Annotated in this window: 22 protein-coding genes; 16 read left to right on the top strand and 6 right to left on the bottom strand. The window is 41.3% G+C overall.

Annotated elements, in window-relative coordinates; all coding sequences use genetic code 11:
* Positions 1-72 precede the first annotated feature (72 nt).
* Both NQT69_RS01440 and NQT69_RS01435 read right to left on the bottom strand, forming a co-directional pair.
* Positions 73-1,563, bottom strand: coding sequence for a CoA-acylating methylmalonate-semialdehyde dehydrogenase (locus NQT69_RS01440; protein WP_256825933.1), 1,491 nt, complete (start codon positions 1,561-1,563; stop codon positions 73-75).
* Between the two features lie 115 nt (positions 1,564-1,678).
* Positions 1,679-2,860, bottom strand: a complete 1,182-nt coding sequence (locus NQT69_RS01435; protein ID WP_256825932.1) for a thiolase family protein — start codon at positions 2,858-2,860, stop codon at positions 1,679-1,681.
* 331 nt (positions 2,861-3,191) lie between these two features.
* Here NQT69_RS01435 and NQT69_RS01430 point away from each other — a divergent pair, with 331 nt between their 5' ends.
* From NQT69_RS01430 to NQT69_RS01385, 10 genes are all read left to right on the top strand, one after another.
* Positions 3,192-3,626: a MerR family transcriptional regulator gene (locus NQT69_RS01430; RefSeq protein WP_256825931.1), complete on the top strand. Its 435-nt coding sequence runs from the start codon at positions 3,192-3,194 to the stop codon at positions 3,624-3,626.
* Between the two features lie 44 nt (positions 3,627-3,670).
* Entirely contained in the window at positions 3,671-4,846 is a 1,176-nt protein-coding gene (locus NQT69_RS01425) for an isovaleryl-CoA dehydrogenase (RefSeq protein WP_256825930.1), read from the top strand.
* 11 nt (positions 4,847-4,857) lie between these two features.
* Positions 4,858-6,465 (top strand): carboxyl transferase domain-containing protein, encoded by a 1,608-nt coding sequence (locus NQT69_RS01420; RefSeq protein ID WP_256825929.1) that lies wholly within the window; start codon positions 4,858-4,860, stop codon positions 6,463-6,465.
* A gap of 10 nt (positions 6,466-6,475) precedes the next feature.
* Positions 6,476-7,246: an enoyl-CoA hydratase/isomerase family protein gene (locus tag NQT69_RS01415; protein WP_256825928.1), complete on the top strand. Its 771-nt coding sequence runs from the start codon at positions 6,476-6,478 to the stop codon at positions 7,244-7,246.
* An 8-nt stretch (positions 7,247-7,254) separates the two neighbouring features.
* Positions 7,255-9,222: an acetyl/propionyl/methylcrotonyl-CoA carboxylase subunit alpha gene (locus tag NQT69_RS01410; protein ID WP_256825927.1), complete on the top strand. Its 1,968-nt coding sequence runs from the start codon at positions 7,255-7,257 to the stop codon at positions 9,220-9,222.
* Complete coding sequence (locus NQT69_RS01405) at positions 9,219-10,127, top strand: hydroxymethylglutaryl-CoA lyase (RefSeq protein WP_256825926.1); 909 nt, start codon at positions 9,219-9,221, stop codon at positions 10,125-10,127. Before NQT69_RS01410 ends, NQT69_RS01405 begins: the two co-directional genes overlap by 4 nt.
* A gap of 52 nt (positions 10,128-10,179) precedes the next feature.
* Positions 10,180-10,878, top strand: a complete 699-nt coding sequence (locus NQT69_RS01400; protein WP_256825925.1) for a CoA transferase subunit A — start codon at positions 10,180-10,182, stop codon at positions 10,876-10,878.
* Positions 10,879-10,889: 11 nt separating this feature from the next.
* Positions 10,890-11,546, top strand: a complete 657-nt coding sequence (locus tag NQT69_RS01395) for a CoA transferase subunit B (protein ID WP_256825924.1) — start codon at positions 10,890-10,892, stop codon at positions 11,544-11,546.
* A gap of 370 nt (positions 11,547-11,916) precedes the next feature.
* Positions 11,917-12,795, top strand: coding sequence for a LysR family transcriptional regulator (locus NQT69_RS01390; protein ID WP_256825923.1), 879 nt, complete (start codon positions 11,917-11,919; stop codon positions 12,793-12,795).
* Between the two features lie 176 nt (positions 12,796-12,971).
* Positions 12,972-13,448 (top strand): hypothetical protein, encoded by a 477-nt coding sequence (locus NQT69_RS01385; RefSeq protein ID WP_256825922.1) that lies wholly within the window; start codon positions 12,972-12,974, stop codon positions 13,446-13,448.
* Positions 13,449-13,502: 54 nt separating this feature from the next.
* Here NQT69_RS01385 and msrA read toward each other — a convergent pair whose 3' ends face one another.
* Complete coding sequence (gene msrA, locus NQT69_RS01380) at positions 13,503-14,798, bottom strand: peptide-methionine (S)-S-oxide reductase MsrA (RefSeq protein ID WP_256825921.1); 1,296 nt, start codon at positions 14,796-14,798, stop codon at positions 13,503-13,505.
* A 155-nt stretch (positions 14,799-14,953) separates the two neighbouring features.
* On the opposite strand from msrA, the gene NQT69_RS01375 reads away from it, so the two are divergent.
* The 5 genes from NQT69_RS01375 to NQT69_RS01355 all read left to right on the top strand — a co-directional run bounded on the left by NQT69_RS01375 (position 14,954) and on the right by NQT69_RS01355 (position 20,989).
* Positions 14,954-16,471: a leucyl aminopeptidase gene (locus NQT69_RS01375; protein ID WP_256825920.1), complete on the top strand. Its 1,518-nt coding sequence runs from the start codon at positions 14,954-14,956 to the stop codon at positions 16,469-16,471.
* Between the two features lie 169 nt (positions 16,472-16,640).
* Positions 16,641-17,306 (top strand): 5-oxoprolinase subunit PxpB, encoded by a 666-nt coding sequence (pxpB, locus tag NQT69_RS01370; protein ID WP_256825919.1) that lies wholly within the window; start codon positions 16,641-16,643, stop codon positions 17,304-17,306.
* Positions 17,303-18,235: a biotin-dependent carboxyltransferase family protein gene (locus NQT69_RS01365; RefSeq protein ID WP_256825918.1), complete on the top strand. Its 933-nt coding sequence runs from the start codon at positions 17,303-17,305 to the stop codon at positions 18,233-18,235. Before pxpB ends, NQT69_RS01365 begins: the two co-directional genes overlap by 4 nt.
* A gap of 272 nt (positions 18,236-18,507) precedes the next feature.
* Positions 18,508-20,178: an asparagine synthase B gene (asnB, locus tag NQT69_RS01360; protein ID WP_256825917.1), complete on the top strand. Its 1,671-nt coding sequence runs from the start codon at positions 18,508-18,510 to the stop codon at positions 20,176-20,178.
* A gap of 55 nt (positions 20,179-20,233) precedes the next feature.
* Positions 20,234-20,989, top strand: a complete 756-nt coding sequence (locus NQT69_RS01355; protein ID WP_256825916.1) for a PhzF family phenazine biosynthesis protein — start codon at positions 20,234-20,236, stop codon at positions 20,987-20,989.
* Here the strand turns inward: NQT69_RS01355 and egtD are convergent.
* Entirely contained in the window at positions 20,986-21,963 is a 978-nt protein-coding gene (egtD, locus tag NQT69_RS01350) for an L-histidine N(alpha)-methyltransferase (protein ID WP_256825915.1), read from the bottom strand. The genes NQT69_RS01355 and egtD overlap by 4 nt on opposite strands.
* Entirely contained in the window at positions 21,960-23,168 is a 1,209-nt protein-coding gene (gene egtB, locus NQT69_RS01345) for an ergothioneine biosynthesis protein EgtB (protein WP_256825914.1), read from the bottom strand. The genes egtD and egtB overlap by 4 nt, the downstream gene beginning before the upstream one ends.
* Positions 23,169-23,502: 334 nt before the next feature.
* Between egtB and NQT69_RS01340 the strand changes: the two genes are divergently transcribed.
* Entirely contained in the window at positions 23,503-25,077 is a 1,575-nt protein-coding gene (locus tag NQT69_RS01340) for a BCCT family transporter (protein WP_256825913.1), read from the top strand.
* 43 nt (positions 25,078-25,120) lie between these two features.
* Here the strand turns inward: NQT69_RS01340 and NQT69_RS01335 are convergent, their stop codons facing one another.
* Positions 25,121-25,822 (bottom strand): 3'-5' exonuclease, encoded by a 702-nt coding sequence (locus NQT69_RS01335; protein ID WP_256825912.1) that lies wholly within the window; start codon positions 25,820-25,822, stop codon positions 25,121-25,123.

The following is a 25,822-nucleotide window of genomic DNA, read 5'->3' as shown; positions in this document are numbered from 1 at the left end:
TCAAAATTAGTGAAGGGCTACGAAGGCATCATTGTGTGTGTGAAGTGACCTTCGAGCCCTTCTTTTTTCTTATTATTTTAAGTTAATACTCATATTGGGGCCTGATGCGATATCATCTTCAAACCAACGTGATGTAATTGTTTTTGTTTCTGTATAAAAGCGAATACCTTGCTTACCATAAGTATGAGTATCACCGTAAAAAGAGCCTTTCCAGCCAGTGAACGAAAAAAATGGCAGCGGAACAGGGATTGGTACGTTAATACCCACTTGCCCTACTTCAATTTCGTGTTGGAATTTACGTGCCGCAGCACCACTTGATGTAAATAAAGACGTACCATTCCCATATGGTGAGTTATTGATAAGTGCGATAGCTTCATCAAGTGAATCAACAAACATACACGCCAAAACAGGGCCAAATATCTCTTCTTTGTATAAGTCCATCTCGGTTGTGACATCACTAAACAAAGTAGGACCAACCCAATTGCCTTTTTCATACCCTTCAACGGTAAAGTCAGAGCCATCAATTAAGCAGGTAGCACCTTGTGCTTTACCACTTTCAATTAAAGATAAAATACGTGCTTTGGCTGCCGCTGATGTTTGTGGGCCATATGCCGCATCTTTATCATCCCACACACCTGGGCGCACATTAGCAAACCCGGCTTTAATATCATCAACCCAATATTTTGCTTGACCAACAAACACTGCAACTGAAATACCCATACAACGTTGACCAGCAGCACCAACCGATGCACCCACAAGGTTATTAACAACATGAGAGCGACTTGCGTCTGGCATAATAACCATGTGGTTTTTAGCACCTACACACGCTTGAACTCGTTTTAAATTGGCAGTGCCCTTTGAATAAATATATTCACCAACGCCACAAGAACCGACAAACGAAATAGCACGAACGGCAGGATCTTCTAATAACCGGTCTACTTGAGGTTTAGTGCCATGAACAACCTGTAAAACGCCTTTTGGTGCACCCGCTTCTACAAATAGTTCAACTAAACGCATTGGTGTTAATGGATCTTGCTCAGATGGTTTTAAAATAAATGTATTGCCACATACGATAGCCAGTGGAAACATCCACAGTGGGATCATTGCGGGAAAGTTAAATGGCGTAATACCTGCACACACTCCTAATGGCTGCATATATGAGTAGGTATCAATTTTACGGGCAACGTTTTCCATGGTTTCGCCCATCATTAATGAAGGAGCGTTTGCTGCTTGCTCAACCACTTCAATACCACGCCATACGTCACCTTTAGCATCTTCAAACGTTTTACCTAGTTCATGGCATATAATAGTGGCTAACTCATCATGATTTTCTTTGAGTAGCGCTGCGTACTTCATCATTATGCGAGCACGCTCAGTGATTGGAACGTCTTTCCAAGTTTTAAATGTTTCGCGTGCTGATGCTATAGCCGCATCCATTTCAGCATCAGTACTACAAGGGACTTTAGCAAGTACATCTTGGTTTGCAGGGTTAATAACATCAATAAGTTGATCTGATGTTGATTGAATAAATTCGCCGTTGATAAATAATGGTACTTGGTGCATGACACACTCCTCCCCAGAGGTTTGTAAATTAAGCCGCAGTAGTTAACCCAATTTAAGGTTAGTTATTATTAATATTGCCTACGGCTGTGAGAGATTTAATCGTTGTTGTAAATACCTAAACTGCTTCAACAGCAAGGGCCACCGCTTCACCACCACCAATACACAGTGAGGCAACACCTTTTTTTAGGCCTCTGTTTTTTAGCGCGTGGATCAGGGTAACTAAAATACGCGCACCACTGGCACCAATTGGGTGACCAAGCGCACACGCACCGCCATTAACATTCACTTTGCTTTCATCTAGCTTTAACTCATTAATTGCCAACATCGTCACCATGGCAAAAGCTTCATTGATTTCCCATAGGTCAACATCAGCGGTTGTCCAACCGGCTTTCTCAAGTAAGCTATTCATTGCGCCAACAGGGGCAAGGGTAAACTCACTTGGTTTTTGTGAATGAGTACTATGGGCAACAATGCGACAAAGTGGCGTTAAGCCTTGTGCCTTTGCGTGAGACTCGCTCATTAGAATAAGCGCCGCGCCGCCATCAGAAATTGACGATGAATTAGCAGCTGTAATCGTGCCGTCTTTTTTAAATGCAGCACGTAGACTAGGTATTTTCTCTGGACGGGCATTACCGGGTTGTTCATCAACACTGACTGTGACATCCCCTTTACGAGTATTAATAGTATGTGGCGCAATTTCGGCTGTAAAATGACCTTTCTCGATAGCCTCATTCGCTTTACTTAACGAACTAAGTGCAAATGTATCCATTTGCTCACGTTTAATGCCATACTCATCCGCGGTATCCTGAGCAAAACAGCCCATGGCTTTATTATCGTAAGCGTCTTCAAGACCATCACTCATCATGTGATCTTTAATTTCCCCATGACCCATTCGCATGCCACCACGCGCTTTTGGAATAAAGTAAGGAGAATTAGTCATGCTTTCCATACCACCAGCAACCGCAGTATTAATAGAGCCAGCTTTAATTAAATCATGAGCAAGCATTGTTGCCTTTAAACCCGAGCCACACACTTTATTAATTGTTGTCGCACCGGTTGCACGAGCAAGTCCTGCTTTAAGCATTGCTTGACGTGCAGGTGCTTGACCTAGACCCGCTGGCAACACACAGCCCATAATCACTTCATCAATTGCGCTCTCATTTAAACCGGCGTCGGCTAATGCGCTGGCAATTGCTGTTGCACCTAGTTCAGTGGCATCTGCACCACTGAGTGCTCCCATAAAACCACCCATTGGGGTGCGTTTTGCTGCTACAATAACAACGGCTTCGGTAGTCATAAAAAAGGCTCCATTTGGTCATTGGCACTCTCACTGTGTGTTAAGATACGCCAAACAATATGTTTATTAATCTGTATATGAGCATACATAATATTTACGTTTACGCCAACGTAAATCTAAAATCAAGATTTTTCACACTATAAAAAGTGTAAACTTATCTTTATTTTGCTGTAGTGAAAATACAACAACTTCGCTACAGGCCATGATATACATATAAACCTTCCTTTAATGCCAGTTAAATACATACGTCTAAAGTATAACCCACACAATCCACTTTACCTTTACGTAAACTTCACTTATATTGGAGTTATTCGAATGAGGTAAAAACACTATGAATCAAGATAATCAAACAAACTTTGCGAGCTCTTCTACTGAGCCCGCCAGTAATGAACAAACATTTAGTATTAGTGAATTGGCTAAAGAATTTGACATTACTACCCGCTCTATCCGCTTTTATGAAGATCAAGGGTTAATCTCCCCAGATCGTAACGGCCAAACTCGTATTTACTCTAAACGCGACAAAGTACGCCTTAAACTTATTCTGCGTGGAAAACGTTTAGGCTTCACTTTAGCTGAGACCGGGCGTTTGTTTGAACTTTATGATGCAGATAAATCTAGCGCGAAACAGCTAGTCACTATGCTTGATTTGATCGCAGAAAAAAAAGCCGATCTCAGTCAACAAATGGACGATATTAAAGTTGTTTTGATGGAACTTGTTACCGCGGAGCGACGTTGCCGCGATACCTTAAATCAATTAGACGAATAAATAATAAATACATTCATTAACAGACTCTCACACAGGAATGAATCATGAGCACTATTTCACTATATAAAGAAATGAACTTTGGCCTAGGCGAAACGGCAGATATGATCCGTGATCATGTAAATAGCTTTGCTAGCCAAGAAATCGCCCCATTAGCTGAAAAAACCGACCTTGATAACGCGTTCCCTAACCAACTGTGGCCGCAACTTGGTGAAATGGGCTTGCTCGGCATGACAGTAGCTGAGGAGCTCGGTGGTGCAGGCCTAGGTTACCTAGAGCATGTTATCGCCATGGAAGAAATAAGCCGAGCCAGTGCGTCTATTGGCCTAAGCTATGGTGCTCATTCAAACTTATGTGTTAATCAAATTAATCGCAATGGTAACCAAGCGCAAAAAGAGAAATACCTACCAAAGCTTATCACCGGTGAACACATAGGTGCACTGGCTATGAGCGAGCCTAACGCAGGCTCAGATGTCGTATCAATGAAACTAAAAGCCGAGAAGAAAGGCGATAAGTACATTCTTAATGGCAATAAAATGTGGATCACCAATGGGCCTGATGCTGACACCCTGGTTATTTACGCGAAAACAGATTTAAATGCCGGCGCTAAAGGGATCACCGCTTTTATCGTTGAAAGCAGCTTTGCCGGTTTTTCTACGGCACAGAAGCTCGATAAGCTCGGCATGCGCGGTTCAAACACCTGTGAGCTGGTATTTGAAAACTGTGAAGTACCTGAGGAGAATATTCTTGGCAACTTAAACGAAGGCGTAAAAGTACTAATGAGTGGCTTAGACTACGAGCGTGTGGTACTTGCTGGTGGGCCACTGGGTATTATGCAAGCGTGTATGGATATTGTCGTGCCATACATTCATGAGCGTAAGCAATTTGACAGCCCAATCGGTCAGTTCCAACTTATTCAAGGTAAAATTGCTGATATGTATACGCAAATGAATGCAGCTCGTTCATATGTTTATACCGTTGCCAAAGCGTGCGACCGAGGCGAGACAACCCGTAAAGATGCTGCAGGTGCCATTTTATATGCAGCAGAGCTTGCCACTAAGTTATCACTTGATGCCATTCAAATACTCGGTGGTAATGGCTACATCAATGAATACGCAACGGGACGCCTATTACGTGACGCAAAACTGTATGAAATTGGTGCTGGCACCTCAGAAATTCGCCGCATGCTAATTGGTCGTGAATTATTTACTGAAAGCCGATAAGGACACACGCCATGACTATATTAAAATCAAGCGTTAATCCCCATGATCCGCAGTTTTTACAAAATCAGCAAAACATGGCTGCGTTGGTTGATGATCTACGTGAAAAAGTATCTGAAATAAGCCAAGGTGGCGGCGCTGCATTAATCGAGCGTCACCAAGGCCGAGGCAAACTGTTTGTTCGTGATCGTATCAGTACCCTACTCGATGAGGGTTCGCCATTTTTAGAGATTTCACAATTTGCAGCGCATGGGGTTTATGAGCAAGCAATTCCGTGCGCCGGTGTGGTGGCTGGTATTGGCCGCGTAAAAGACGTTGAGTGTATGATCATTGCTAATGACGCGACAGTTAAAGGGGGAACTTACTTCCCTCTTACAGTTAAAAAGCATCTACGTGCACAAGACATCGCTGAGCGTTGTCATCTGCCTTGCATCTATTTAGTTGACTCAGGCGGCGCAAACCTGCCTGAACAAGATGATGTATTCCCAGATAAACTGCATTTTGGCCGTATCTTTTATAATCAAGCTCGCATGTCAGGTAAAGGTATTCCACAAATCGCTGTGGTAATGGGCTTATGTACTGCAGGTGGTGCCTATGTTCCCGCTATGGCTGATGAAAGCATTATCGTAAAAGAGCAAGGTACCATATTTTTAGCTGGCCCCCCTTTGGTTAAAGCGGCAACAGGGGAAGAAGTAACCGCCGAAGAGCTAGGCGGTGCAGACGTACATTGTAAAACCTCAGGTGTGGCTGATCATTACGCAGAAAATGATACCCACGCATTATCAATTGCACGCCAATGTATTGAGCGCATTAATTACCAGCGCCCTACTCAACCTATACTTGATGAAGTAAAAGCGCCTCGTTATGACATCAATGAGTTGTACGGCATTGTCGGCACAGATCTGAAAAAACCATTTGATGTGCGTGAGGTCATTGCCCGCACCGTGGATGATTCATCGTTTGACGAATTCAAACGCTACTTTGGCGATACCTTAGTTACTGGCTTTGCGAAAATCTATGGGCACCCGGTAGGCATCGTTGCCAACAATGGCATTTTATTTAGCGAGTCAGCACAAAAAGGCGCGCACTTTATTCAATTATGTGCCCAGCGCAATATTCCTTTAGTATTTTTACAAAATATTACTGGTTTTATGGTAGGGAAAAAGTACGAAGCTGAAGGCATCGCAAAACACGGCGCTAAGATGGTAATGGCCGTCTCTTGTGCTGATGTAACAAAGTTTACCGTATTAATCGGTGGCTCATATGGCGCGGGTAACTACGGGATGTGCGGCCGTGCATTTGAGCCGACCATGATGTGGATGTGGCCCAATGCCCGTATTTCAGTGATGGGCGGAGAGCAAGCCGCAGGTGTATTAGCACAAGTTAAACAAGATGGCTTAGCACGCAAAGGCCAAAGTATGACTGATGAGCAAATTACTGAATTTAAAAAACCGATTATTGATCAGTATGAGCAACAAGGTCACCCTTACTATGCCAGTGCCCGTTTATGGGATGACGGTATTATCGACCCCGCCGATACCCGTAATGTGCTCGGTTTAGCGCTAAGTGCAGCAGCTAACGCACCAAAACAAGATTCGCAATTCGGCGTCTTTAGAATGTAAGGAAGTGAGTATGTCAGTAACACTACAAATAACTAAATCAAATGTGGCTGTACTCGTTTTAAGTCGCCCAGAAAAACGAAACGCCTTTAACGAGCACGTAATACAACAACTGATCCAATGTATCGAACATGCGAACACGTTAGATGTTCGCGCTTTGGTTTTAAAAACTGAAGGTGAGCACTTTTCCGCTGGTGCCGATCTAAAATGGATGAAATCAATGGCAGGCAATGATTTTAGCGAAAACCTCGCTGATTCAAAGCAACTTGCAAAGTTGATGCATGTATTGGCAACGAGCCCATTACCAACAATCTGTGCTGTGCAAGGTGCAGCCTTTGGTGGCGCTTTGGGGTTAATTGCCTGCTGTGACATTGCTATTTGCCAAGACAACGCCCAGTTTTGCCTAAGTGAAGTAAAACTTGGACTCATTCCAGCGGTGATTAGCCCTTACATTATTAAAGCTATCGGTGAGCGTGCAGCACGCAGATATTTTTTAACAGCTGAAATTTTTGATGCCCATACCGCAAAGCAACTTGGTTTAGTCCATCAAGTAACAGGTAAGCTTGACTGCGCGCTTGATCAAGTCCTTGAAACCTTACTTAACAATGGCCCTGTGGCGGTTAAAGCCGCAAAGCAACTTATTAACGATGTTGCAGGTCATGAAGTAAACGGGCAAATAATAAATCTAACTGCTGAGCGTATTGCCCACATTCGCGTATCCGAAGAAGGCCAAGAAGGTTTAGCTGCATTTTTTGATAAACGTCCACCTAGTTGGCAAGCATAGGGATCACCATGAGCACACAATCATTAAAGAAAATTCTTATTGCTAATCGCGGTGAAATTGCATGCCGGGTTATGCGTACAGCAAAACACATGGGCTTGAGCACTGTTGCAGTATATTCTGATGCAGATAAAAACGCTCAACACGTAAAATTAGCTGACGAAGCCTACCACATTGGCCCTGCACCGAGTAAAGACTCATATTTAGTGGCCGATAAGATTCTAAAAGTTGCGCTTGATACAAATGTTGATTGCATTCACCCAGGCTATGGTTTTTTATCTGAAAACAGTGAGTTTGCTAATGCCTGTGAACAAAATAATATCGCATTTATCGGCCCACCAGCCAGTAGCATTGAAGCCATGGGTTCAAAAACCCGTGCTAAAGAAATTATGGCTAAGGCAAATGTGCCTTTAGTGCCAGGTTATTATGGCGATAATCAAGACCCTACCTTCTTACAAGCAGAAGCAGAAAAAATCGGGTATCCAGTGCTTATCAAAGCCGCATTCGGTGGAGGTGGTAAAGGCATGCGGATTGTTGAACACGCTAAAGACTTTTTAACTGCATTACAGGGAGCACAACGCGAAGCCATTGCAGGCTTTGGTAACGACTTAGTGTTACTAGAGCGCTATGTCAATAAACCACGTCACGTTGAAGTTCAAGTATTTGCAGATAATCACGGCAACTGTGTGTATTTAGGCGATCGCGATTGCTCATTGCAACGTCGACATCAAAAAGTAATTGAAGAAGCCCCTGCCCCAGGCCTCAGCGATGAACTTCGTAAAGAAATGGGGGAAGCAGCAGTGCGTTGTGCATTAGCTATCAATTATCGCGGTGCTGGTACAGTAGAGTTTTTACTGTGTGACGATGAATTTTTCTTTATGGAAATGAACACTCGACTACAGGTAGAACACCCAGTGACAGAAATGGTCACTGGTGTTGATTTAGTCAATTGGCAAATCAATGTAGCTGCGGGTGTAGCACTCCCTCTAACACAAGCAGATATCGTGCTGCAAGGCCACAGTTTTGAAGCCCGTATATATGCAGAAGATCCAAGTAACGATTTTATTCCCTGCTCAGGCACTGTTGATGGCTTGTATATACCAGCTACTTCAGAATTCGTTCGCATTGACACAGGTATTAAACAAGGAGATGAAATAAGCCCATTTTATGACCCAATGATCGCAAAACTCATTGTTCATGATGACAGCCGAGATGCAGCGCTTTCGCGTTTAAGTACTGCCCTTGAGCAATTTCATTTATCTGGATTTAGCTGTAACGTTAGCTTTTTACATAACCTAGCCAATCATCAAACCTTTAAACAAGGTGCACCTGACACGCACTTTATTGAAGAGCAAGGCGATGCACTAATCGCAGTCGATCCGGCCATAGGGACGATTAGCAAAGTTATTGCTGCTTTTAGTCACCTTAGCAGTTTAAGCCAAGCTAAAACTGACCCTTGGAGCTCACTTACAGGGTTTGTTTTAAACCAAGCTGCCAATATTGTTGTGCCTTTCAGTGACGGTTCTATCGTTGCGACTAAGCTGCCAAACGGCTTTTGCATTCACCTTAATGGGGTTGACTATACAACCACAGGCACGATTGAAAATAACCACTGTGAAATGTTCATTAATAGCAGTAAACATAGCTGCCATGTTGTGAATGCACAAAACACCATAACAGTAATGTATAAAGCACAACAAACACAGTATGAGCTTATTGATAAACACTACATAAGCGAGCATGAGAGTGATGCTTTACCTCTTGCAGCCCCGCTTAATGGCACTGTGGTTAAGCACTTGGTTAAAGTAGGTGATAATATCAATAAAGGTGATGCTGTAGTTATTATCGAAGCCATGAAAATGGAATATACCTTGAATGCCCCCCATGATGGTGTGCTAATTAGCTATTGCTTTGCAGAAGGTGAATTAGTCAGTCATGGTGATATGCTGGCCATTGTTGATGAGTCGGAGGCACAATGAACGATTTACCCACATCAGTGCGTATTGTCGAGGTTGGTGCTAGAGATGGCTTGCAAAATGAAACAGCCGTCTCAAGCCAAGACAAAATAAAACTGATCAACTCATTAGCTGACGCAGGAATTAAAGATATTGAAGCTGGCGCATTTGTTTCCCCTAAATGGGTGCCACAAATGGCCGACTCCAGTGACGTGATCAGCGCTTTAAATTTACCTGATACAAACTTAACTGCACTCACGCCAAATTTAAAAGGTGCACATGCCGCTCACGCCGTCGGTATTAAAGAGTTTGCAATATTTACCGCAGCCAGCGAATCTTTTTGTCAAAAAAATATTAATTGCTCTATAGAGCAAAGTATTGCGCGCTTTAGTGAAGTGATGGCGTTTGCCAAAAGTCATAATATTCGCGTACGGGGTTACGTTAGCTGCGTATTAGGTTGCCCCTATGAAGGGGATATCAACCCTCAACGCGTATTAGAAGTGAGTCAAATGTTGTTAGACCTTGGCTGCTATGAAATAAGCCTCGGTGACACCATTGGTGTAGGCACAGCTAAAAAAGTTGATGATTTATTTGATGTACTGTTACCTCATATTGATAAGTCATTGTTGGCAGTTCATTTTCATGACACATATGGGCAAGCGCTCACAAATATTTACACAGCTCTAAACCGAGGCATAGCAACGGTTGACAGTGCGGTGGCAGGCCTCGGTGGGTGCCCTTATGCAAAGGGGGCGTCAGGAAATGTTGCCACTGAAGATGTCGTTTACTTGCTACAAGGACTTGGCATAGAGCATGGAATTGATTTAGAAAGACTGGCTAACGCTGGTTGGGCAATTTGCACGGCATTAAATAAACAACCTGTGAGCAAGGTTTCCTTAGCTCTTAAAAATCAAATAGCAACGCAATAGGCTATATTTACTATTGAATGATTGCACACAATTATAATTAAGGAGTGGGCCCATGGCCGGTTTCGATAAGGTGGTTTCAAGCTATGAAGCCGCAATGGAAGGTTTAAAAGACGGCGATACCATTATTGCTGGTGGTTTTGGTCTATGTGGTATCCCTGAAGGCCTCATTAGCGAAATTAAACGAAAGCAAACAAAAGATCTTACCCTAGTATCAAATAACTGTGGTGTAGATGACTTTGGTTTAGGTATTTTACTGCATGATAAACAAATTAAAAAAATTATCGCCTCATATGTTGGTGAAAACGCCCTGTTCGAGCAACAGCTCTTAAGTGATGAAATTGATGTAGTACTTACACCACAAGGCACGCTCGCTGAAAAAATGCGTGCAGGTGGTGCCGGTATTCCTGCTTTTTATACCGCAACGGGATACGGAACTCCCGTAGCCGAGGGTAAAGAAGTGAAAGAATTCAATGGTCGACCTTATATTTTAGAAGAATCGATCACAGGCGAGTTTGCTATTGTCAAAGCGTGGAAAGCCGATCGCTACGGTAACCTCGTATTTCGCCATACTGCCATGAACTTTAACCCTATGGCCGCCACTGCGGGTAAAATCACTGTTGCTGAAGTGGAAGAAATTGTTGAGCCAGGTGAACTTGAACCAAGCCAAATTCATACCCCTGGTATTTTTGTTAATCGCGTTATTAAAGGCAGCTTTGAAAAACGCATTGAACGCACAACCACTCGCGATTAGGAGCATTCAGCATGGCATTATCACGTGAACAAGTCGCAATTCGTGTTGCGCAAGAACTAGAAGATGGTTACTACGTTAATTTGGGGATCGGTATTCCAACCCTAGTCGCAAACTATGTACCTGATGGTATTGAAGTTATGCTACAGTCAGAAAACGGCTTATTGGGCATGGGTCCCTACCCAACAAAAGCTGAACTTGATGCTGATATGATCAACGCGGGTAAAGAAACCGTGACAGCAGCGACAGGTGCAGCAATATTTAATAGTGCAGATAGTTTTGCAATGATCCGTGGTGGTCATGTAGACTTAACAGTCTTAGGTGCATTTGAAGTTGACCAGAACGGAAACATCGCCTCGTGGATGATACCCAAAAAGCTGATTAAAGGCATGGGTGGTGCGATGGACCTTGTTGCTGGTGCGAAGAATATTATTGTTACTATGACCCATGCGAGTAAACATGGCGACTCCAAATTACTTGAGAGTTGTACTTTACCTTTAACTGGTGTTAACTGTGTAAAGAAAATAGTGACAGACTTAGCCGTGTTAGAAGTTAAAGACGGCGCATTTCATTTATTAGAGCGCGCACCAGGCGTGTCAGTAGATGAAATAATTAGTAAAACGGCAGGTAAATTGCTTGTTAATGGTGACGTTCCCGAGATGGTGTTTTAATTTTCCCTTCTCAGTCACCTTGTACCGACCTCATTCCCAGTGCCAATGGCGCTGAGTTACCCAAAATCCCTCGCAAGAGGGATTTTTTTTGCCTTGTAGCACCTGCACCACTTTAAAGCATCTTAATTAAGATTGCCCCATTATAGTTAGTTACGCTCAGCCCTTAGTAATTACGTCATTTTTTAAATTAAACAAACAAAACAATGATTAATCAAAAAACTTAAATTTTGTAATTTTTATAAGCGATATATGTTTATTTTTTATTAATAAAAGCAAAACTTAGCTAGTTCATAAACTATTTTAGCTAAGTCTTTGCAAATTGGGTTATTTATTGCTTAACTAACCTTATTGAGAATTACTAACATCGACTATGCAAACACCTATTCGAGGATTACGTTCATTTTGTTTTGCGGCAAGAACGTTAAGCTTTAAAGAAGCCGCTAATCAGCTCTATTTAACTCCATCTGCTGTAAGCCATCAGATCAAACAATTAGAAGAGCAATTAGGCATTGAATTATTTGAGCGCCAAACGCGCTCGATTCGCTTAACATCTGCAGGCAAAAATTTTTATGATTCGGTATCGCCTCTTATAAAAGCCCTTGAAAAAACCATCACTGAATTTAGCCAATTACAAGAAAATGTGAATATTAGTATTACGTTGCCTGAGTTTTTCGCCAGTGAGTTGTTAATGCCAAAACTCAGTGAATGGACCACAGAGCATCCAAACACTAATTTACAGCTTAACACTATGAAAACACGTAAGGAGCTGACCAAACAAAGTGACTTATCGATTGTTTTATCTTCTTCTAAACCAATAGAAGGCGTGGTTCATGAACTGTTTTCTTTATCTTACTCTCCCGCTTGTAATAAGAAGAACTGGGAAACTTGGCAAGACGAGCCCCTTAAAGCCTTAAACGAAGTACCACTTATTTTGCATAAAGCACGTCCTTGGGCATGGCACCAATGGGCAGAGCATGCTGGCATAGATGACTTTGCACCTAAACAAATTATTCAAGTCGACAGTATGTTTGGTGTTGCGCGCGCTGCCCAACAGGGCATGGGAATAGCCTTAATCCCTTTACCAATAAGTCAAACTTGGTTTGAAGAGCAATGGCTGTTTAATTTCACCGATTTACCGCTTAAAACTAAAGATAAATATTATCTAGTCCATCATGAACCGAGTGAATCCAACGCGGCTTTAGAACTCTTCATAAAATGGCTACTTGATACTTATAAACATTTAAAATGAGTTTCGCGGTAGTATTGTATCGTTACTACTATGTGCCCCTACATTCAGTTGAAAGTCATTTATAATTAAATTTTATTCATCTGTTGCGTGTTTTTTTATCGTTTGTACCTCTGGGTTTAAATTACTAAAGTTTAATTGTTCATTACGAACAATTACCTAATCCAGAGGACATTATCATGTTAAATAAACTAACTAAGCGATTTTTACTTGCAACCCTATTAACTTCATCATCAGTGGCTTTGGCTGAACAAACTGATTACAAATTAATGGTTATTAATAATGAAATATCGACTGATGCACTTTCAAGCGGTGAATTAACAGCCCTAACCAAAGATGACGCACGCATTAAAGCGGATCCTAACCGTTCTTATGAAGTTCCTTTTAATAGTTGTGCTGCTAATGTGAAGCTAAATAACTACGCTGATGCTGAAGCACTCTGCACTCAAGCAATAACCTTACTTAAATCAAGTAAAGTACCTAGCTATAAGCGTAATGAGCTGACTTCATTTGCATTAAGTAACCGTGGTGTAGCGCGTATTATGTCAAATAAAGAAACCGCTGCGATTTCTGATTTCTATGAAGCGCATAAAATGTCGAACAACGATTTAGTGGATCATAACTTAAATCGTGCTAAACAAAACTTAGCGTTATAAATGCGTTGTTTTTAATACGGCACACTGAAGAGTGATTGTGTGCCGTTTAATTTGTTAACTGTCAATGCGAGGAACAAACTCTAATACTGTTGCATTAATACAATATCTATCTTGGCCATTAGGCCCCTCACCTACAAACATATGTCCTAAGTGAATTCCTGTCGATTTTGACTTTATTTCGATACGTTGCATGCCATAGCTGTTATCTTCATGTTCAGTCACAGTGCCCTTAATTGGATGAGTAAATGACAGCCAGCCTGTACCTGAGTTAAATCTATCACGCGTATCAAATAATGGTTCACCGCTGAGTTTGTCAACAAACTGACCATCGGGGGTATTTTTGAAGATGTCATATTGTTTACAAAACGGGCTATCTGTACGGGCATTAAAGGCCACACTATACGCTTCGCTGTCACCTAATTTAAAAGCCCCCAAGGCTTTATAAAACTCCTTATTAGTGACATAACCTTGGCGCGCATACACTTCTTTACCATTGTCTAAAAATAATATTGTGGGTGTTGCCCACGTGGGTGACTTTATGGTTAGCCCATCAAGTTCATCTGCTTTTCTGTAACTAAGGGCAATTGTGCCTTTATAATCATTGGTCACTTCTTTTTTCAATTTTTCGCAGTATGGACAGTAATCATGTGAGTCTATAATCACAATCTGCTTGCCTGCCAACAAAGCGGTATTATCAACATCATTGGTTGATTCTTCAGAAAACACCACTCCCGTTGAATGGTCTGGGCAATAACCATTTGGGTTTTTAGCAATATAATCTTGGTGGTATTCCTCAGCCTTATAAAATGTCTGAAGTGGCTTGATAGCCGTTTTAATTTGGCCATAGCCTGCCGCTGTCAGCTTATCTTGATATTCTGATTTAATCTGGTTCGCTTGTTTTAGCTGTAAAGGTGAGCTGGTCAAAATAATAGAGCGGTATTGCGTGCCAATATCATTCCCTTGACGATTAAGTAAAGTAGGATCATGGCTTTCAAAGTAACGCTTAAGCAATGCCTCGGTTGATAGTAGATTACTGTTATAGGTGACTTTAACAACTTCTGCATAGTTATTTTCATCAAAACGCTTAGACGGTGCCGTTATGTTTCTATAACTGGCTTTAAAACCTCGCCCATCTGCATAGCCTGATACAGCATCTATAACTCCAGGCATTACCTCATAACGTTTTTCAGCGCCCCAGAAACAACCCGAGCCTAATACCAAAGTTTGCACATGCATACTCGCCTGTACAGTTTGCGTTTGCTGTTTTTGCTCAGCTGTTAAAGCATAGACACCAATGCTTACACTCACCAGTGCAATAGTTAATAGTGTCGCCAACGATGACTTGAACATACAAAACTCCTAAAATGCGGTATTAATTAACTAGACCTAAGATTTGTTTTTTAAATTTCAATTTTAACGCTTTAAATTGAGTTTTTATCGTGTTGCCCTTACGCTTTGAGCCTAAATAAGGTAAAAAGCCTTTTTTATATTCATTAGGTGCCAACATGAAAAATGCTATCAAAGCTTCAGCAATGGCAATTGCGCTATCATTAAGTACGCAAGTCAATGCGGCTGAGTTTAACTTTTCCACAAAAATAAATAATAAAGCACACGCCTTAGTGGTGTTTTATAGCCAAGGAACGCCAAGCGAAGCGTTTACTAAACTCGATTCTCAATATAACAACCAACTAACACATACCATTGATATTAAACGCTTTGACGGTAAATTTGGTGAGATGCTTGAAGTAATTTCAACAACCGATTCGCAACCACAACAAGTTATCATTGTTGGGACCGGCAAAGAACAGCAGCTTGATAAATCGGCAATTGCAAAGCTTGGCGGTAATTTACATGCAAGGTTAATCAGTAATGATATCACCACAGCCAGCGTAGTATTTGATAGTGTAAAAGGAGCTATTAGCAATGCTGAACTTGCAGCTAACTTTGCCCATGGTGCAAACTTACGTGATCATCGCTTTGAAAAATACAAACAAAAACCAAGCACCGCTACAGTGAGCTATCATTTTGATGTGGAGCATGTTAAACAAACACGTAACACCTACTCAATATTACACAGTATAGAGCAAGGGGTATTCCTAGCCCGCGACTTGACCTCTGAAGTGGCAACACAAATGACTCCGTTAGATTTTGCCAATGCCGCTAAGGAGCTTGAATCATTAGGCGTAGAAATCACAGTGTTAGCGCCTAAACAATTAAAAGAATTAGGTATGGGCGCCCTTGAAGCAGTTGGCCGTGGCAGTGAGCAAGGTGCCCGACTGGTGGTGGCACATTATAAAGGCGCTAACGACACCCCTATTGCCCTTGTTGGTAAAGGTATTACTTTTGATTCGGGCGGATATAGTATCAAAACAGGCGCATCAATTGCCCGAATGAAATCTGATATGGCAGGTGCTGCTGCGGTACTTGGCACAGTAAAAGCGATGGCGTTAGCCAAAGCTGACAAGAATGTTGTGGCCGTCATGGGCATGGCGGCTAATATGGTGTCACAATTTGCTGTCGCTCCAGGTGATGTAGTACGCACCGCAGAAGGCCTCAGTGTTGAAATAGTCAATACAGATGCCGAAGGTCGTTTAGTGTTAAGTGATGCCATGTGGTATGCCCGTGAGCACTTTAAGCCAGAAATAATGATTGATGTAGCAACACTAACGGGTTCTAAAATTAAAGCCGTCGGTAATGACTACGCTGCTGTATTTTCAAAAGATGATGCCTTAATCAAGGAGCTGACTTTTGCTGGAAAACAAGTAAACGAAAATCTATGGCGCTTACCATTAGGGTATAAAAGTACATTAAGCTCGGATATTGCCGATTTGAAAAACTTAGGTTCAACAGGACCGGGTGCAACAACGGCAGCTAGCTTTTTAGAGCACTTTGCTGGTGAAACCCGTTGGGTACATATTGACATTGCAGGCAATGCACTTGCGACTAAAGGCAAAGATGAAATTTCACCAGGCGGTACAGGCTTTGGCGTACGACTGTTAAGTGAATGGCTATTAAGTAATTAACCTTTTAAAGATATCATTAATATAGGGCGCATAAGCACAATCGTTATTTATGCGCCTAGCTATACTTTTTTCTTGAATGTAAAAGCCACATTCTAATCGCATAGCTGTAAACATTTTTAGGTGAGTGTGTTAGTTTGACGTTATTAATAATTAACAATAACAATCGTCAATGGACTTAAAAAAAACGGCATCAGTTGAGATCCTCAGTAGCAATAGCCTATTTTTAGACGCAACACATCTGACTGAAGATACGCTAACGACACAAAAAAAAATCTGGGCATTAGTTACTAAGTGTAAAGCAAGCAATGCGTTTATAGATATAGTACCTGCAATGAATTCCCTGTGCATGTATTTACACAACAGCAATGAATTAGAGCATTGGCAAAATGAACTAACGAACTGGTGGCAAGACGTTGATGAGTTAAAGCATCAAGGCACACACCATAACATAATCACTCATTACGGTGGCAACTATGGACCAGACCTTGATTTTGTTGCCAAGTCACATGATTTAACGACCGATGAAGTTATACAGCTGCACAGCAACACTCAATATCAAGTGCTGTTTTTAGGCTTTCAACCCGGCTTTGTGTATTTACATGGCTTAACTGAACAATTGCACACTCCGCGAAGAAATACCCCCCGTACCAAAGTACCTAAAGGTTCTGTCGCAATAGGCGCAGAGCAAACAGGTATTTACCCTGCTGACTCACCCGGTGGCTGGCATATAATAGGCCATACTGATTTTAACTTGTTTAATCACCTAAGTGAGCCACCCAGTGTTATACAACCCGGTGATACATTAACGTTTGTTAGTGCGGAGGCTTTATCATGATCACTGTTTTGAAACCCGGCCCATTAATGAGCATTCAAGATATAGGGCGTACTGGCTTTCGTCATTTAGGAGTAGCTCAATCGGGTGCGATTGATAGCAATGCGATGATTATTGCAAATCGCTTACTTAATAATGCTGATAACGATGCAGTAATTGAAATTACACTCGGACTGGCTCAACTAAAATTCGAGTGTGATACCGTTATTGCGTTGATTGGCACAGATATGAAAGCTCACTTAGATGAAACTGCTATATATCCTGGTTGGACTTACACTGTAAAAAAAGGTCAAACGATTCGATTTGCAGCAGCCAGAAATGGCTTTAGAGCCTACTTAGCCTGCAAAGGTGGGATTCAGTGTGAAAAAGTAATGAACTCTCGCTCAACGGATTTAGCTGCAGGGTTTGGTGGTTCAACAGGTTATGCGCTAAAAGAGCACGACACCCTCGCTATTGAACCATTCACTGAACACTGGCCTAAATTAGGCGCATTTCTTCCTGCAAAACGTGAAGTGATCCGAATACACCCAAGTATACATCAAGATTTATTAACTCAATCCGTCATCAAGCAGTTTTGTGCTCAAACGTGGCATGTTACGACACAAAGTAATCGTATGGGTGTACGACTTAGTAACCAATCACAGCCATTAAGCCACAGTCACTCATTGCCATCTTTAGCGGTGAGCCCTGGTTCAATACAGTTGCCACCCAGCGGTGAGCCTATAGTTTTGCTAAATGATGGTCAAACAACCGGTGGTTATCCTCTGCTAGGCACTGTTATTGCAGCTGATCTTCCTCAATTTGCACAATTAAAACCAGGCGATAGCATTCGCTTTGAATACGTAGATAGTGCCACGGCTAATAACGCACAAGCAAAATTAGATGCGCACTTTGCGCAATTGGCTATTGCACTTAAAGATGCAGCTTGTTAACGCACAATCATGGTGCAACAGTTAGTTTTCTATTACTTCAATATGTATAAAACCCTCAATTTATGAGGGTTTCTGTGTTCTATTTGAGCTAAAAGTATTCAAACTCTCTTGCCAACAACCAAGTTGGTGCAATGAAAAATATACTGGTGCATAAATTATTCTAAAAATATTGTAAAAGCTATGTGACTTAGTTAAATTTTTCTGTTAAAACAAAGGTTCGCAGTTAGGCAAAGCTTGCCTAAAAGCACACATGATAGGAATGAGGAGTTACTATGTGTTCAATTTTTGGTGTATTAGACATAAAGTCTGATGCCACTCAATTGCGAAGTCAAGCAATTGAAATGTCAAAGTTATTACGTCACCGTGGGCCAGATTGGTCTGGTGTATATTCATCTGAAAAAGCAATTTTAGTGCACGAACGCTTAGCCATCGTTGGCGTATCAAGCGGTGCACAGCCATTGTATAACCCTGAGAAAACTCATATTTTAGCGGTTAATGGTGAGATTTATAATCACAAAGAATTAGCTGCCAGTTTAGAAACAGATTTCACCTTTCAAACCCAGTCTGATTGTGAAGTCATTTTGGCACTGTATAAGCAAAAAGGCCCTGAATTCTTAGACGATTTAAATGGTATTTTTGCATTTTGTTTATACGATGAAGAGCAAGATGCGTACCTGATTGGTCGTGATCATATCGGTATCATCCCGCTTTATACCGGTCACGATGAGCACGGAAACTTTTATGTAGCTTCTGAGTTAAAAGCGCTTTCACCGATTTGTAAACATATCGAAGAGTTTCCACCGGGCCATTACTTATACAGTAAAGACGGCGAATTACGCCCATACTATAAACGTGATTGGGAAACCTATGACGCTGTTAAAGATAACAGTGCACAGGCACAAGATGTTAAAGATGCATTAGAAGGCGCAGTAAAGCGTCAGCTTATGTGTGATGTACCTTATGGTGTATTACTATCGGGTGGCTTAGATTCATCGGTTATTTCTGCAATAACCCAGCGTTTTGCGGCTAAGCGTATTGAAGATAATGATGAAAGTGATGCTTGGTGGCCAAAACTACATTCATTTTCAGTCGGTCTTGAAGGTTCGCCTGACTTAGCTGCGGCACAAAAAGTAGCCGATATGATAGGTACGGTTCACCACCCTATTCACTTTACCATTCAAGAAGGTATTGATGCGTTAAAAGAAGTGATTTATCACATTGAAACCTATGATGTGACAACCATACGTGCATCAACACCTATGTACTTAATGGCACGCCAAATCAAAGCCATGGGTATCAAAATGGTACTCTCTGGTGAAGGGGCTGATGAGTTGTTTGGTGGCTACTTATACTTCCACAAAGCACCAAATGCACAAGAATTTCATGAAGAATTAAACCGTAAAGTGTCTAAGCTGCATATGTTTGACTGTTTACGTGCGAATAAATCAATGGCCGCTTGGGGCGTTGAAGCGCGTGTCCCTTTCCTTGATAAAGAGTTTGTTGATGTGGCCATGCGCATCAACCCTGAAGCTAAAATGTGTAAAGACGGTAAAATTGAAAAACACATTCTGCGTGAAGGTTTTGATGGCTATTTACCTGATGAAGTACTTTGGCGTCAAAAAGAGCAATTCTCTGATGGCGTAGGCTATAGCTGGATTGATACATTAAAAGAGTATGTTGCTGAACAAGTGAGCGACCAAGATTTAGCTAATGCTAAATTTAAGTACCCTATTAATACGCCTGACTCAAAAGAAGCGTATTTTTATCGCTCAATTTTTGAGTCTCACTTCCCGGGTGACGCAGCCGCTAAATGTGTGCCGCATGGTAAATCTGTTGCGTGTTCCACACCTGAAGCTCTGGCATGGGATGCATCGTTTCAAAATAATGCGGATCCATCTGGTCGCGCGGCCGGTATCCATAACGATGCCTATACACAAAAATAATAAACCTCACGGTCTATTAAATTTACACCAGTACAAAACAAGGCGTTTTGTGCTGGTGGCTCAGCAACAAACTGTTTTTACCCACCCTAGCACTAAAAAAATGGGCTCATCTGCACTGGTTGTATTACATCATACTGGGCTAAGCACTTTCATGATGCAGCAAATTGCGCGCACTTCACAGCAACCTGCGACAGTTTTTATAAATGTAAAATATAGCACCCAAGTACTTTGCCCTATTCGCTGGTTTAATCAAAGTAATGAAATTAAACGCTGTGGTCATGGGACGTTAGCGGCAGCATTATTTTTGCAGCAGTACCAAGGTTATTGCCCTCACCAATTTATAAGCCTAAGCGGTGAAATCTTTAAAATAACCTATAAATTAAAACAATTACGGCTGAGTATCGAACAAATAGCTAGCAAAGAAGTTGCCCCGCATAAAGCTGTCGTAAAGGCAATTGATAGTACTATTTTACTCAGCTACGCCAGTGCAGAAGAAGGTGGCTACTCCACCGTCGTTTTAGATGACAGCCAGCCATTGTGTACACGTTCGATATTAAACAAACCACTGTTATCGGTTGCAACGGCTCTCATTGTGTTGCAACAAGATAGCAAAACACAGCAATGGTATTTTAGATACTTCGCCCCTTATTACGGTATAAACGAAGACCAAGCAACAGGCTCAGCAGTTAGCATCATAGCCCCCATCATTAAGCAATTAACAACACAAACTAATGGCGCCCTCATTCAAGCATCTAAAAATGGCGCACGGTTAAACTATCACTTAACCTGTCAAAGTGTGCTGCTGTATTAATTCTGCGGTCGTAATAAACACAATGCAAAATAATTATTGCTGTCTTGCCACGTCTGAGCCAGTGTTAAATTAGCTTGTGCGGCTAATTGAGCAAACGAGTCTACTGTGTACTTATGTGAATTTTCAGTGTGTATGCTTTCACCTTGAGCAAATTCAAACAAATGATTATTGATGACAACACTTTGCTCGCATTGACTCACCAAATGCATTTCAATTCGGCTATGTTGTTCGTTAAATCTGGATTGATGATTAAAGAGCGACAAATTAAACGTGCCATTGAGTTCATTATTAATACGTTGTAGTAAATTTTTATTAAACTGCGCCGTCACTCCGGCTTTATCATCATAGGCATCTAACAGCACTTGACGCTCTTTAACTAAATCTATGCCTATTAACACATAGCCATTTACACCACATAAACGATGGAAGTTTTTCATAATTTCAATCGCTTTAATAGGTGCAAAGTTTCCAAGTGTTGAACCCGGAAAATAAACTAGATTGGTTTGATTATCTAAAGCAGTGTCTTTGGTTAACTGCTTAACCATTTGGCTGTGGGTAAAATCCCCTAGCAAAGGGGAAATAACCAATTCAGGAAATAAAGGTGATAAATGTGCGAGCGAGTAGTTAAGCATTTCTTTCGAAATTTCAAACGGAACGAACGTTTTTACATTGGCTAGATGGGCAAGTAAATACGCCACTTTTTTACCTGAGCCACAGCCAGGCTCTATAATTGATAAATTTTCTGGTAACATTTTCGCAATGTCGTGGGAATATTGCTCTAAAATAGCAAGCTCAGTACGGGTGACATAATATTCACTTAACGTAGTTATTTGTTCAAATAATGCTGCGCCTCTATCATCATAAAAATATTTACACGGCAATGTCTTTTGTTGTTGGCTTAGGCCATCCAACACATCATTTAAAAAGCTTTCATCTGTTATATGCTGTTCGCTAACGACCTTTAACTGGCTCATACATTATCCCTCGCTAACCTAATTCCACTTTGCATCCACGCTTGGTGTGGATAATAAAAATTTCTATATGTCGTGCGTAAATGGCCATTGGGAGTTAATGCACAGCCGCCTCTAAGCACCATTTGATTATTCATAAATTTACCGTTGTACTCACCGGCAACTCCAGCAATCGGTTTAAAGCCCGGATAAGGTAAATAAGCACTGTTTGTCCATTGCCAACAGCTGTCATGTAATTGAACTAATTCTGGGCAATGTTGTTGTGCTGCATGCTCCCATTCAAACTCTGTCGGCAATCTTGCGTTGGCGAAACAGGCATATGCTGACGCTTCATAAAAGCTAACATGGCTGACAGGTAAATCCATCGCTAAGGGCTGCAAACCATACAAAGTAAATTCATACCACTGGTCATCAATACAATGCCAGTATAAAGGGCATCTTGCGCGTGTGCTTTGTAATAAAGCCCATCCATCACTAAGCCAGTATTTCGGCTGTTGGTAGCCTTGTTCATTAATAAACGTTAAATATTCAGCATTAGTAACTAAGCGATTAGCCACACTAAATGGTTGCAGTAAAACTTGATGTGTTGGCTGTTCATTATCATAGGAAAATCCACAGCATTGTGTTGCCCCAATTTCACTAATACTTTGTTCAAAATCAATATAATGAATGCTTTTTACAGGTGCACTTTCAGCTATTTTGCTGTCGATGTGTTGATAGGCTGGAAATGATGGATTAATCGAAAAGTTATACTTTATATCCATGAGCATCAACTCTTGATGCTGTTGTTCATGGTTTAAGCCAAGTTCCAGTAGTTTATTTAGGGAAGTATTGAGCGATAATAATGTCTGTAATGCATCATCAACATACGCTCGATATTTAAGTACTGTATCTAAACTTGGCCGAGAAAGAGTCCCTCTATTTGCGCGACTAAATTGCTCACCAATACCATTATAATAAGAGTTAAATAGCACCGAAAAACACTCATCAAACACCTTGTAGTTGCTCATATGTGGTAACAATAAGAAAGTTTCGAAAAACCACGTGGTATGAGCAAGGTGCCATTTCATAGGGCTAACATCACCCATTGCTTGAAGCTGACAGTCCTCCGCACTCAATGGCGCAATAAGAGATAAAGAATCTTGTCTTACTTTTTTATAGTACGCGATTAATGATTGTGTACTGTTTGCGGTCATATCATCCCTCATTTACCTATTGACATACTATAGTCTAACTTTAGTTAAAACACATTGAAGTGACACTTAGATGAAATATTAATTAGACTTATATGTTTATTGATTTAAATACATTTATTTTTATCCGTTGCCATGACAGTCAGATACTGATCCTGTAAGCTATTAATTACCGTAATGGCTATAATTCAGCACTTTAGCGACTCTACATTTACAATTTTTCGTTTGCTTCTACACTTTAGCAAGTAACCTAACACTAATTTTTAGTTAGTCTTCGAAATAATATCTTGGTGGGTCGAAGCTGAATAAACCATTAAAATAAACGGAAATACAACAAAAGAGGTTTTTCATGAGTGATAATCATGACAAATATAGTATTGATAATACGGACTACACGGTAGGCCAAGACAATATTCAAAAATGGGGCTTTGATGTTCACAACCCTGTTTTTGGCACCAGCGCAGGCTTAATTTTAATTTTTTTAATTGCAGTATTAGTAAGTGATCCGGAGTCAGCAAAATCAACATTAGATGGTATCAAATTTAGTATTTTAAATAATTTTGATAGCTTTTTAATGTGGTCAGCTAACATCTTCTTATTGTTCTGTATTGGTCTTATCTTTTCACCTTACGGTAAAATTCGTTTAGGTGGCGTAAATGCACGTCCTACTCACTCTCGCCTTTCCTGGATGGCAATGTTATTTGCTGCAGGTATGGGTATCGGCCTCATGTTTTGGGGGGTTGCAGAGCCCGTTGCCTACTTTACTGGTTGGTACGAAACCCCATTAAATGTAACTCCTAATACCCCTGAGGCCGCTAAGCTTGCGATGGGTGCAACCATGTTTCACTGGGGTCTACACCCGTGGGCTATCTATGCAGTCGTTGCATTATCACTTGCCTTTTTTACTTATAACAAAGGCTTACCACTTTCAATTCGTTCTATATTCTACCCAATTTTAGGGGATAGAACCTGGGGCTGGCCTGGTCATATTATTGATATTTTAGCGGTATTAGCTACGTTATTCGGTTTAGCTACCTCACTGGGACTCGGGGCACAGCAAGCATCTGCTGGCATCAATCATGTATTTGGTATTGAATCTGGTGTAGGGTTGCAAATTTTAGTCATTGCAGTGGTTACTTTATTGGCAATCATTTCGGTGGTACGCGGTATTGATGGTGGCGTAAAACTGTTAAGTAATATTAATATGTTAATCGCATTCGCTTTAATGCTATTTGTTTGTTTAGTTGGCTTTGCTGCTGCAATGGGTAATATTCCGACCACGGTTATGGGATATGTTGAAAACATCATTCCACTGAGTAACCCACATGGCCGTGAAGATGAAACTTGGATGCACGGCTGGACAGTATTTTATTGGGCTTGGTGGATTTCATGGTCACCGTTTGTAGGTATGTTTATTGCGCGTGTATCAGAAGGTCGTACAATTCGTGAGTTTTTAATCGCGGTATTATTAATACCAACACTGGTTACCGTACTTTGGATGTCGATATATGGTGGCATCGCAATTGATCAAGTTGTCAGTGGTGTAGGTAAACTTGGCACCGATGGCTTAACACAAGTCCCGCTTGCCATGTTTGAAATGTTTGATGAGCTACCACTCGCCAAACTACTTTCTTTCACTGCGGTGGTGTTAGTCTTGGTGTTCTTTATTACCTCATCTGATTCGGGTTCATTGGTTATCGATTCAATCACCGCAGGTGGTAAAGTCGATGCTCCAGTGCCGCAACGTATTTTCTGGGCAACTGTTGAAGGTGCAATTGCCGCAACATTATTATGGATAGGTGGTACGCAAGCAATGGAAGCACTGCAAGCTGGAGCTGTTTCAACAGGCTTGCCATTTACTGTTGTATTATTATTAATGTGTGTCAGCTTATTGCTTGGGCTCAGAACAGAGCCTAGAAACTAAACACAGTTCATTAAAATAAAAACGCCGCTTTTTAGCGGCGTTTTTATATCCATAAATTACCAAGTGGTGTGTCTTGGCGATAATGATGGGCTAATTGTGCTTGTAATAATTCGGCGGTGGCTAATGCGTCATTCAATGCATTGTGATTTTGGTACGCAGGTAATGAATAGCGCGTACGTGAATTAGCCAACCTAACAGAGTCTAGTTTAGTATTAAAGAGCCGTCCGATTAACCCCTGTCTTGCTTTAAGCGCCCGCCGCTCTAGTTCAAGTGTATCAATCACCGCAAATTCAAGTCCTTCCCCTAACCGAGCTTTCAGTGCTTGGTATAAAAAGTGTCGCTCAATCGGGGCAAAATGTACCACTATTACCTTGCCTTTTAGTGCATTTAATAAAGGCGTAATAATTTCTGAAAAGTCAGGGGCGTGAGTTAATTCTGAATGGGTGATACCGTGAATAACAATAGACTCTTCGGCTAGTTTTTGTTGTGGCTTGACTAACCAATGTTGGCTGTCTCTACAGTAAATTCGTCTACTATCAAAGGGGATCAAACCAACACTAACAATATCATCAGAACCATAGTTTAGACCGGTCGTCTCAAAGTCTAGCGCGACTAAAGGAACTTCACTTATTGGCCTAGAACCGTCAACAATGACTTCTTGATAATAAGCTTGAATACAGCGGTTTTGCGCCTCATTTTGTAGCTGTAAATAGCGTTCACGCCAATCAACTTTGTTTGCAGTCAT

Origin of the sequence: Pseudoalteromonas shioyasakiensis (genome assembly GCF_024518675.1) — a bacterium.
Lineage (GTDB): Bacteria > Pseudomonadota > Gammaproteobacteria > Enterobacterales > Alteromonadaceae > Pseudoalteromonas > Pseudoalteromonas shioyasakiensis_B.
The sequence above is the reverse complement of the archived record's forward strand: the minus strand, read 5'-3'. Positions and strand labels throughout refer to the sequence as shown.

What these genes read in the sequence shown, in the direction of transcription:
- egtB (WP_256825914.1), bottom strand. Translation starts at nt 23,168, where the DNA reads ATGAGGGATGATATGACCGCAAACAGTACACAATCATTAATCGCGTAC.
- NQT69_RS01365 (WP_256825918.1), top strand. Translation starts at nt 17,303, where the DNA reads ATGATCACTGTTTTGAAACCCGGCCCATTAATGAGCATTCAAGATATA.
- NQT69_RS01335 (WP_256825912.1), bottom strand. Translation starts at nt 25,822, where the DNA reads ATGACTGCAAACAAAGTTGATTGGCGTGAACGCTATTTACAGCTACAA.
- pxpB (WP_256825919.1), top strand. Translation starts at nt 16,641, where the DNA reads ATGGACTTAAAAAAAACGGCATCAGTTGAGATCCTCAGTAGCAATAGC.
- NQT69_RS01375 (WP_256825920.1), top strand. Translation starts at nt 14,954, where the DNA reads ATGAAAAATGCTATCAAAGCTTCAGCAATGGCAATTGCGCTATCATTA.
- NQT69_RS01390 (WP_256825923.1), top strand. Translation starts at nt 11,917, where the DNA reads ATGCAAACACCTATTCGAGGATTACGTTCATTTTGTTTTGCGGCAAGA.
- NQT69_RS01430 (WP_256825931.1), top strand. Translation starts at nt 3,192, where the DNA reads ATGAATCAAGATAATCAAACAAACTTTGCGAGCTCTTCTACTGAGCCC.
- NQT69_RS01420 (WP_256825929.1), top strand. Translation starts at nt 4,858, where the DNA reads ATGACTATATTAAAATCAAGCGTTAATCCCCATGATCCGCAGTTTTTA.
- NQT69_RS01385 (WP_256825922.1), top strand. Translation starts at nt 12,972, where the DNA reads ATGTTAAATAAACTAACTAAGCGATTTTTACTTGCAACCCTATTAACT.
- NQT69_RS01415 (WP_256825928.1), top strand. Translation starts at nt 6,476, where the DNA reads ATGTCAGTAACACTACAAATAACTAAATCAAATGTGGCTGTACTCGTT.
- NQT69_RS01405 (WP_256825926.1), top strand. Translation starts at nt 9,219, where the DNA reads ATGAACGATTTACCCACATCAGTGCGTATTGTCGAGGTTGGTGCTAGA.
- NQT69_RS01340 (WP_256825913.1), top strand. Translation starts at nt 23,503, where the DNA reads ATGAGTGATAATCATGACAAATATAGTATTGATAATACGGACTACACG.
- msrA (WP_256825921.1), bottom strand. Translation starts at nt 14,798, where the DNA reads ATGTTCAAGTCATCGTTGGCGACACTATTAACTATTGCACTGGTGAGT.
- NQT69_RS01400 (WP_256825925.1), top strand. Translation starts at nt 10,180, where the DNA reads ATGGCCGGTTTCGATAAGGTGGTTTCAAGCTATGAAGCCGCAATGGAA.
- NQT69_RS01440 (WP_256825933.1), bottom strand. Translation starts at nt 1,563, where the DNA reads ATGCACCAAGTACCATTATTTATCAACGGCGAATTTATTCAATCAACA.
- asnB (WP_256825917.1), top strand. Translation starts at nt 18,508, where the DNA reads ATGTGTTCAATTTTTGGTGTATTAGACATAAAGTCTGATGCCACTCAA.
- NQT69_RS01425 (WP_256825930.1), top strand. Translation starts at nt 3,671, where the DNA reads ATGAGCACTATTTCACTATATAAAGAAATGAACTTTGGCCTAGGCGAA.
- NQT69_RS01395 (WP_256825924.1), top strand. Translation starts at nt 10,890, where the DNA reads ATGGCATTATCACGTGAACAAGTCGCAATTCGTGTTGCGCAAGAACTA.
- NQT69_RS01435 (WP_256825932.1), bottom strand. Translation starts at nt 2,860, where the DNA reads ATGACTACCGAAGCCGTTGTTATTGTAGCAGCAAAACGCACCCCAATG.
- NQT69_RS01410 (WP_256825927.1), top strand. Translation starts at nt 7,255, where the DNA reads ATGAGCACACAATCATTAAAGAAAATTCTTATTGCTAATCGCGGTGAA.
- egtD (WP_256825915.1), bottom strand. Translation starts at nt 21,963, where the DNA reads ATGAGCCAGTTAAAGGTCGTTAGCGAACAGCATATAACAGATGAAAGC.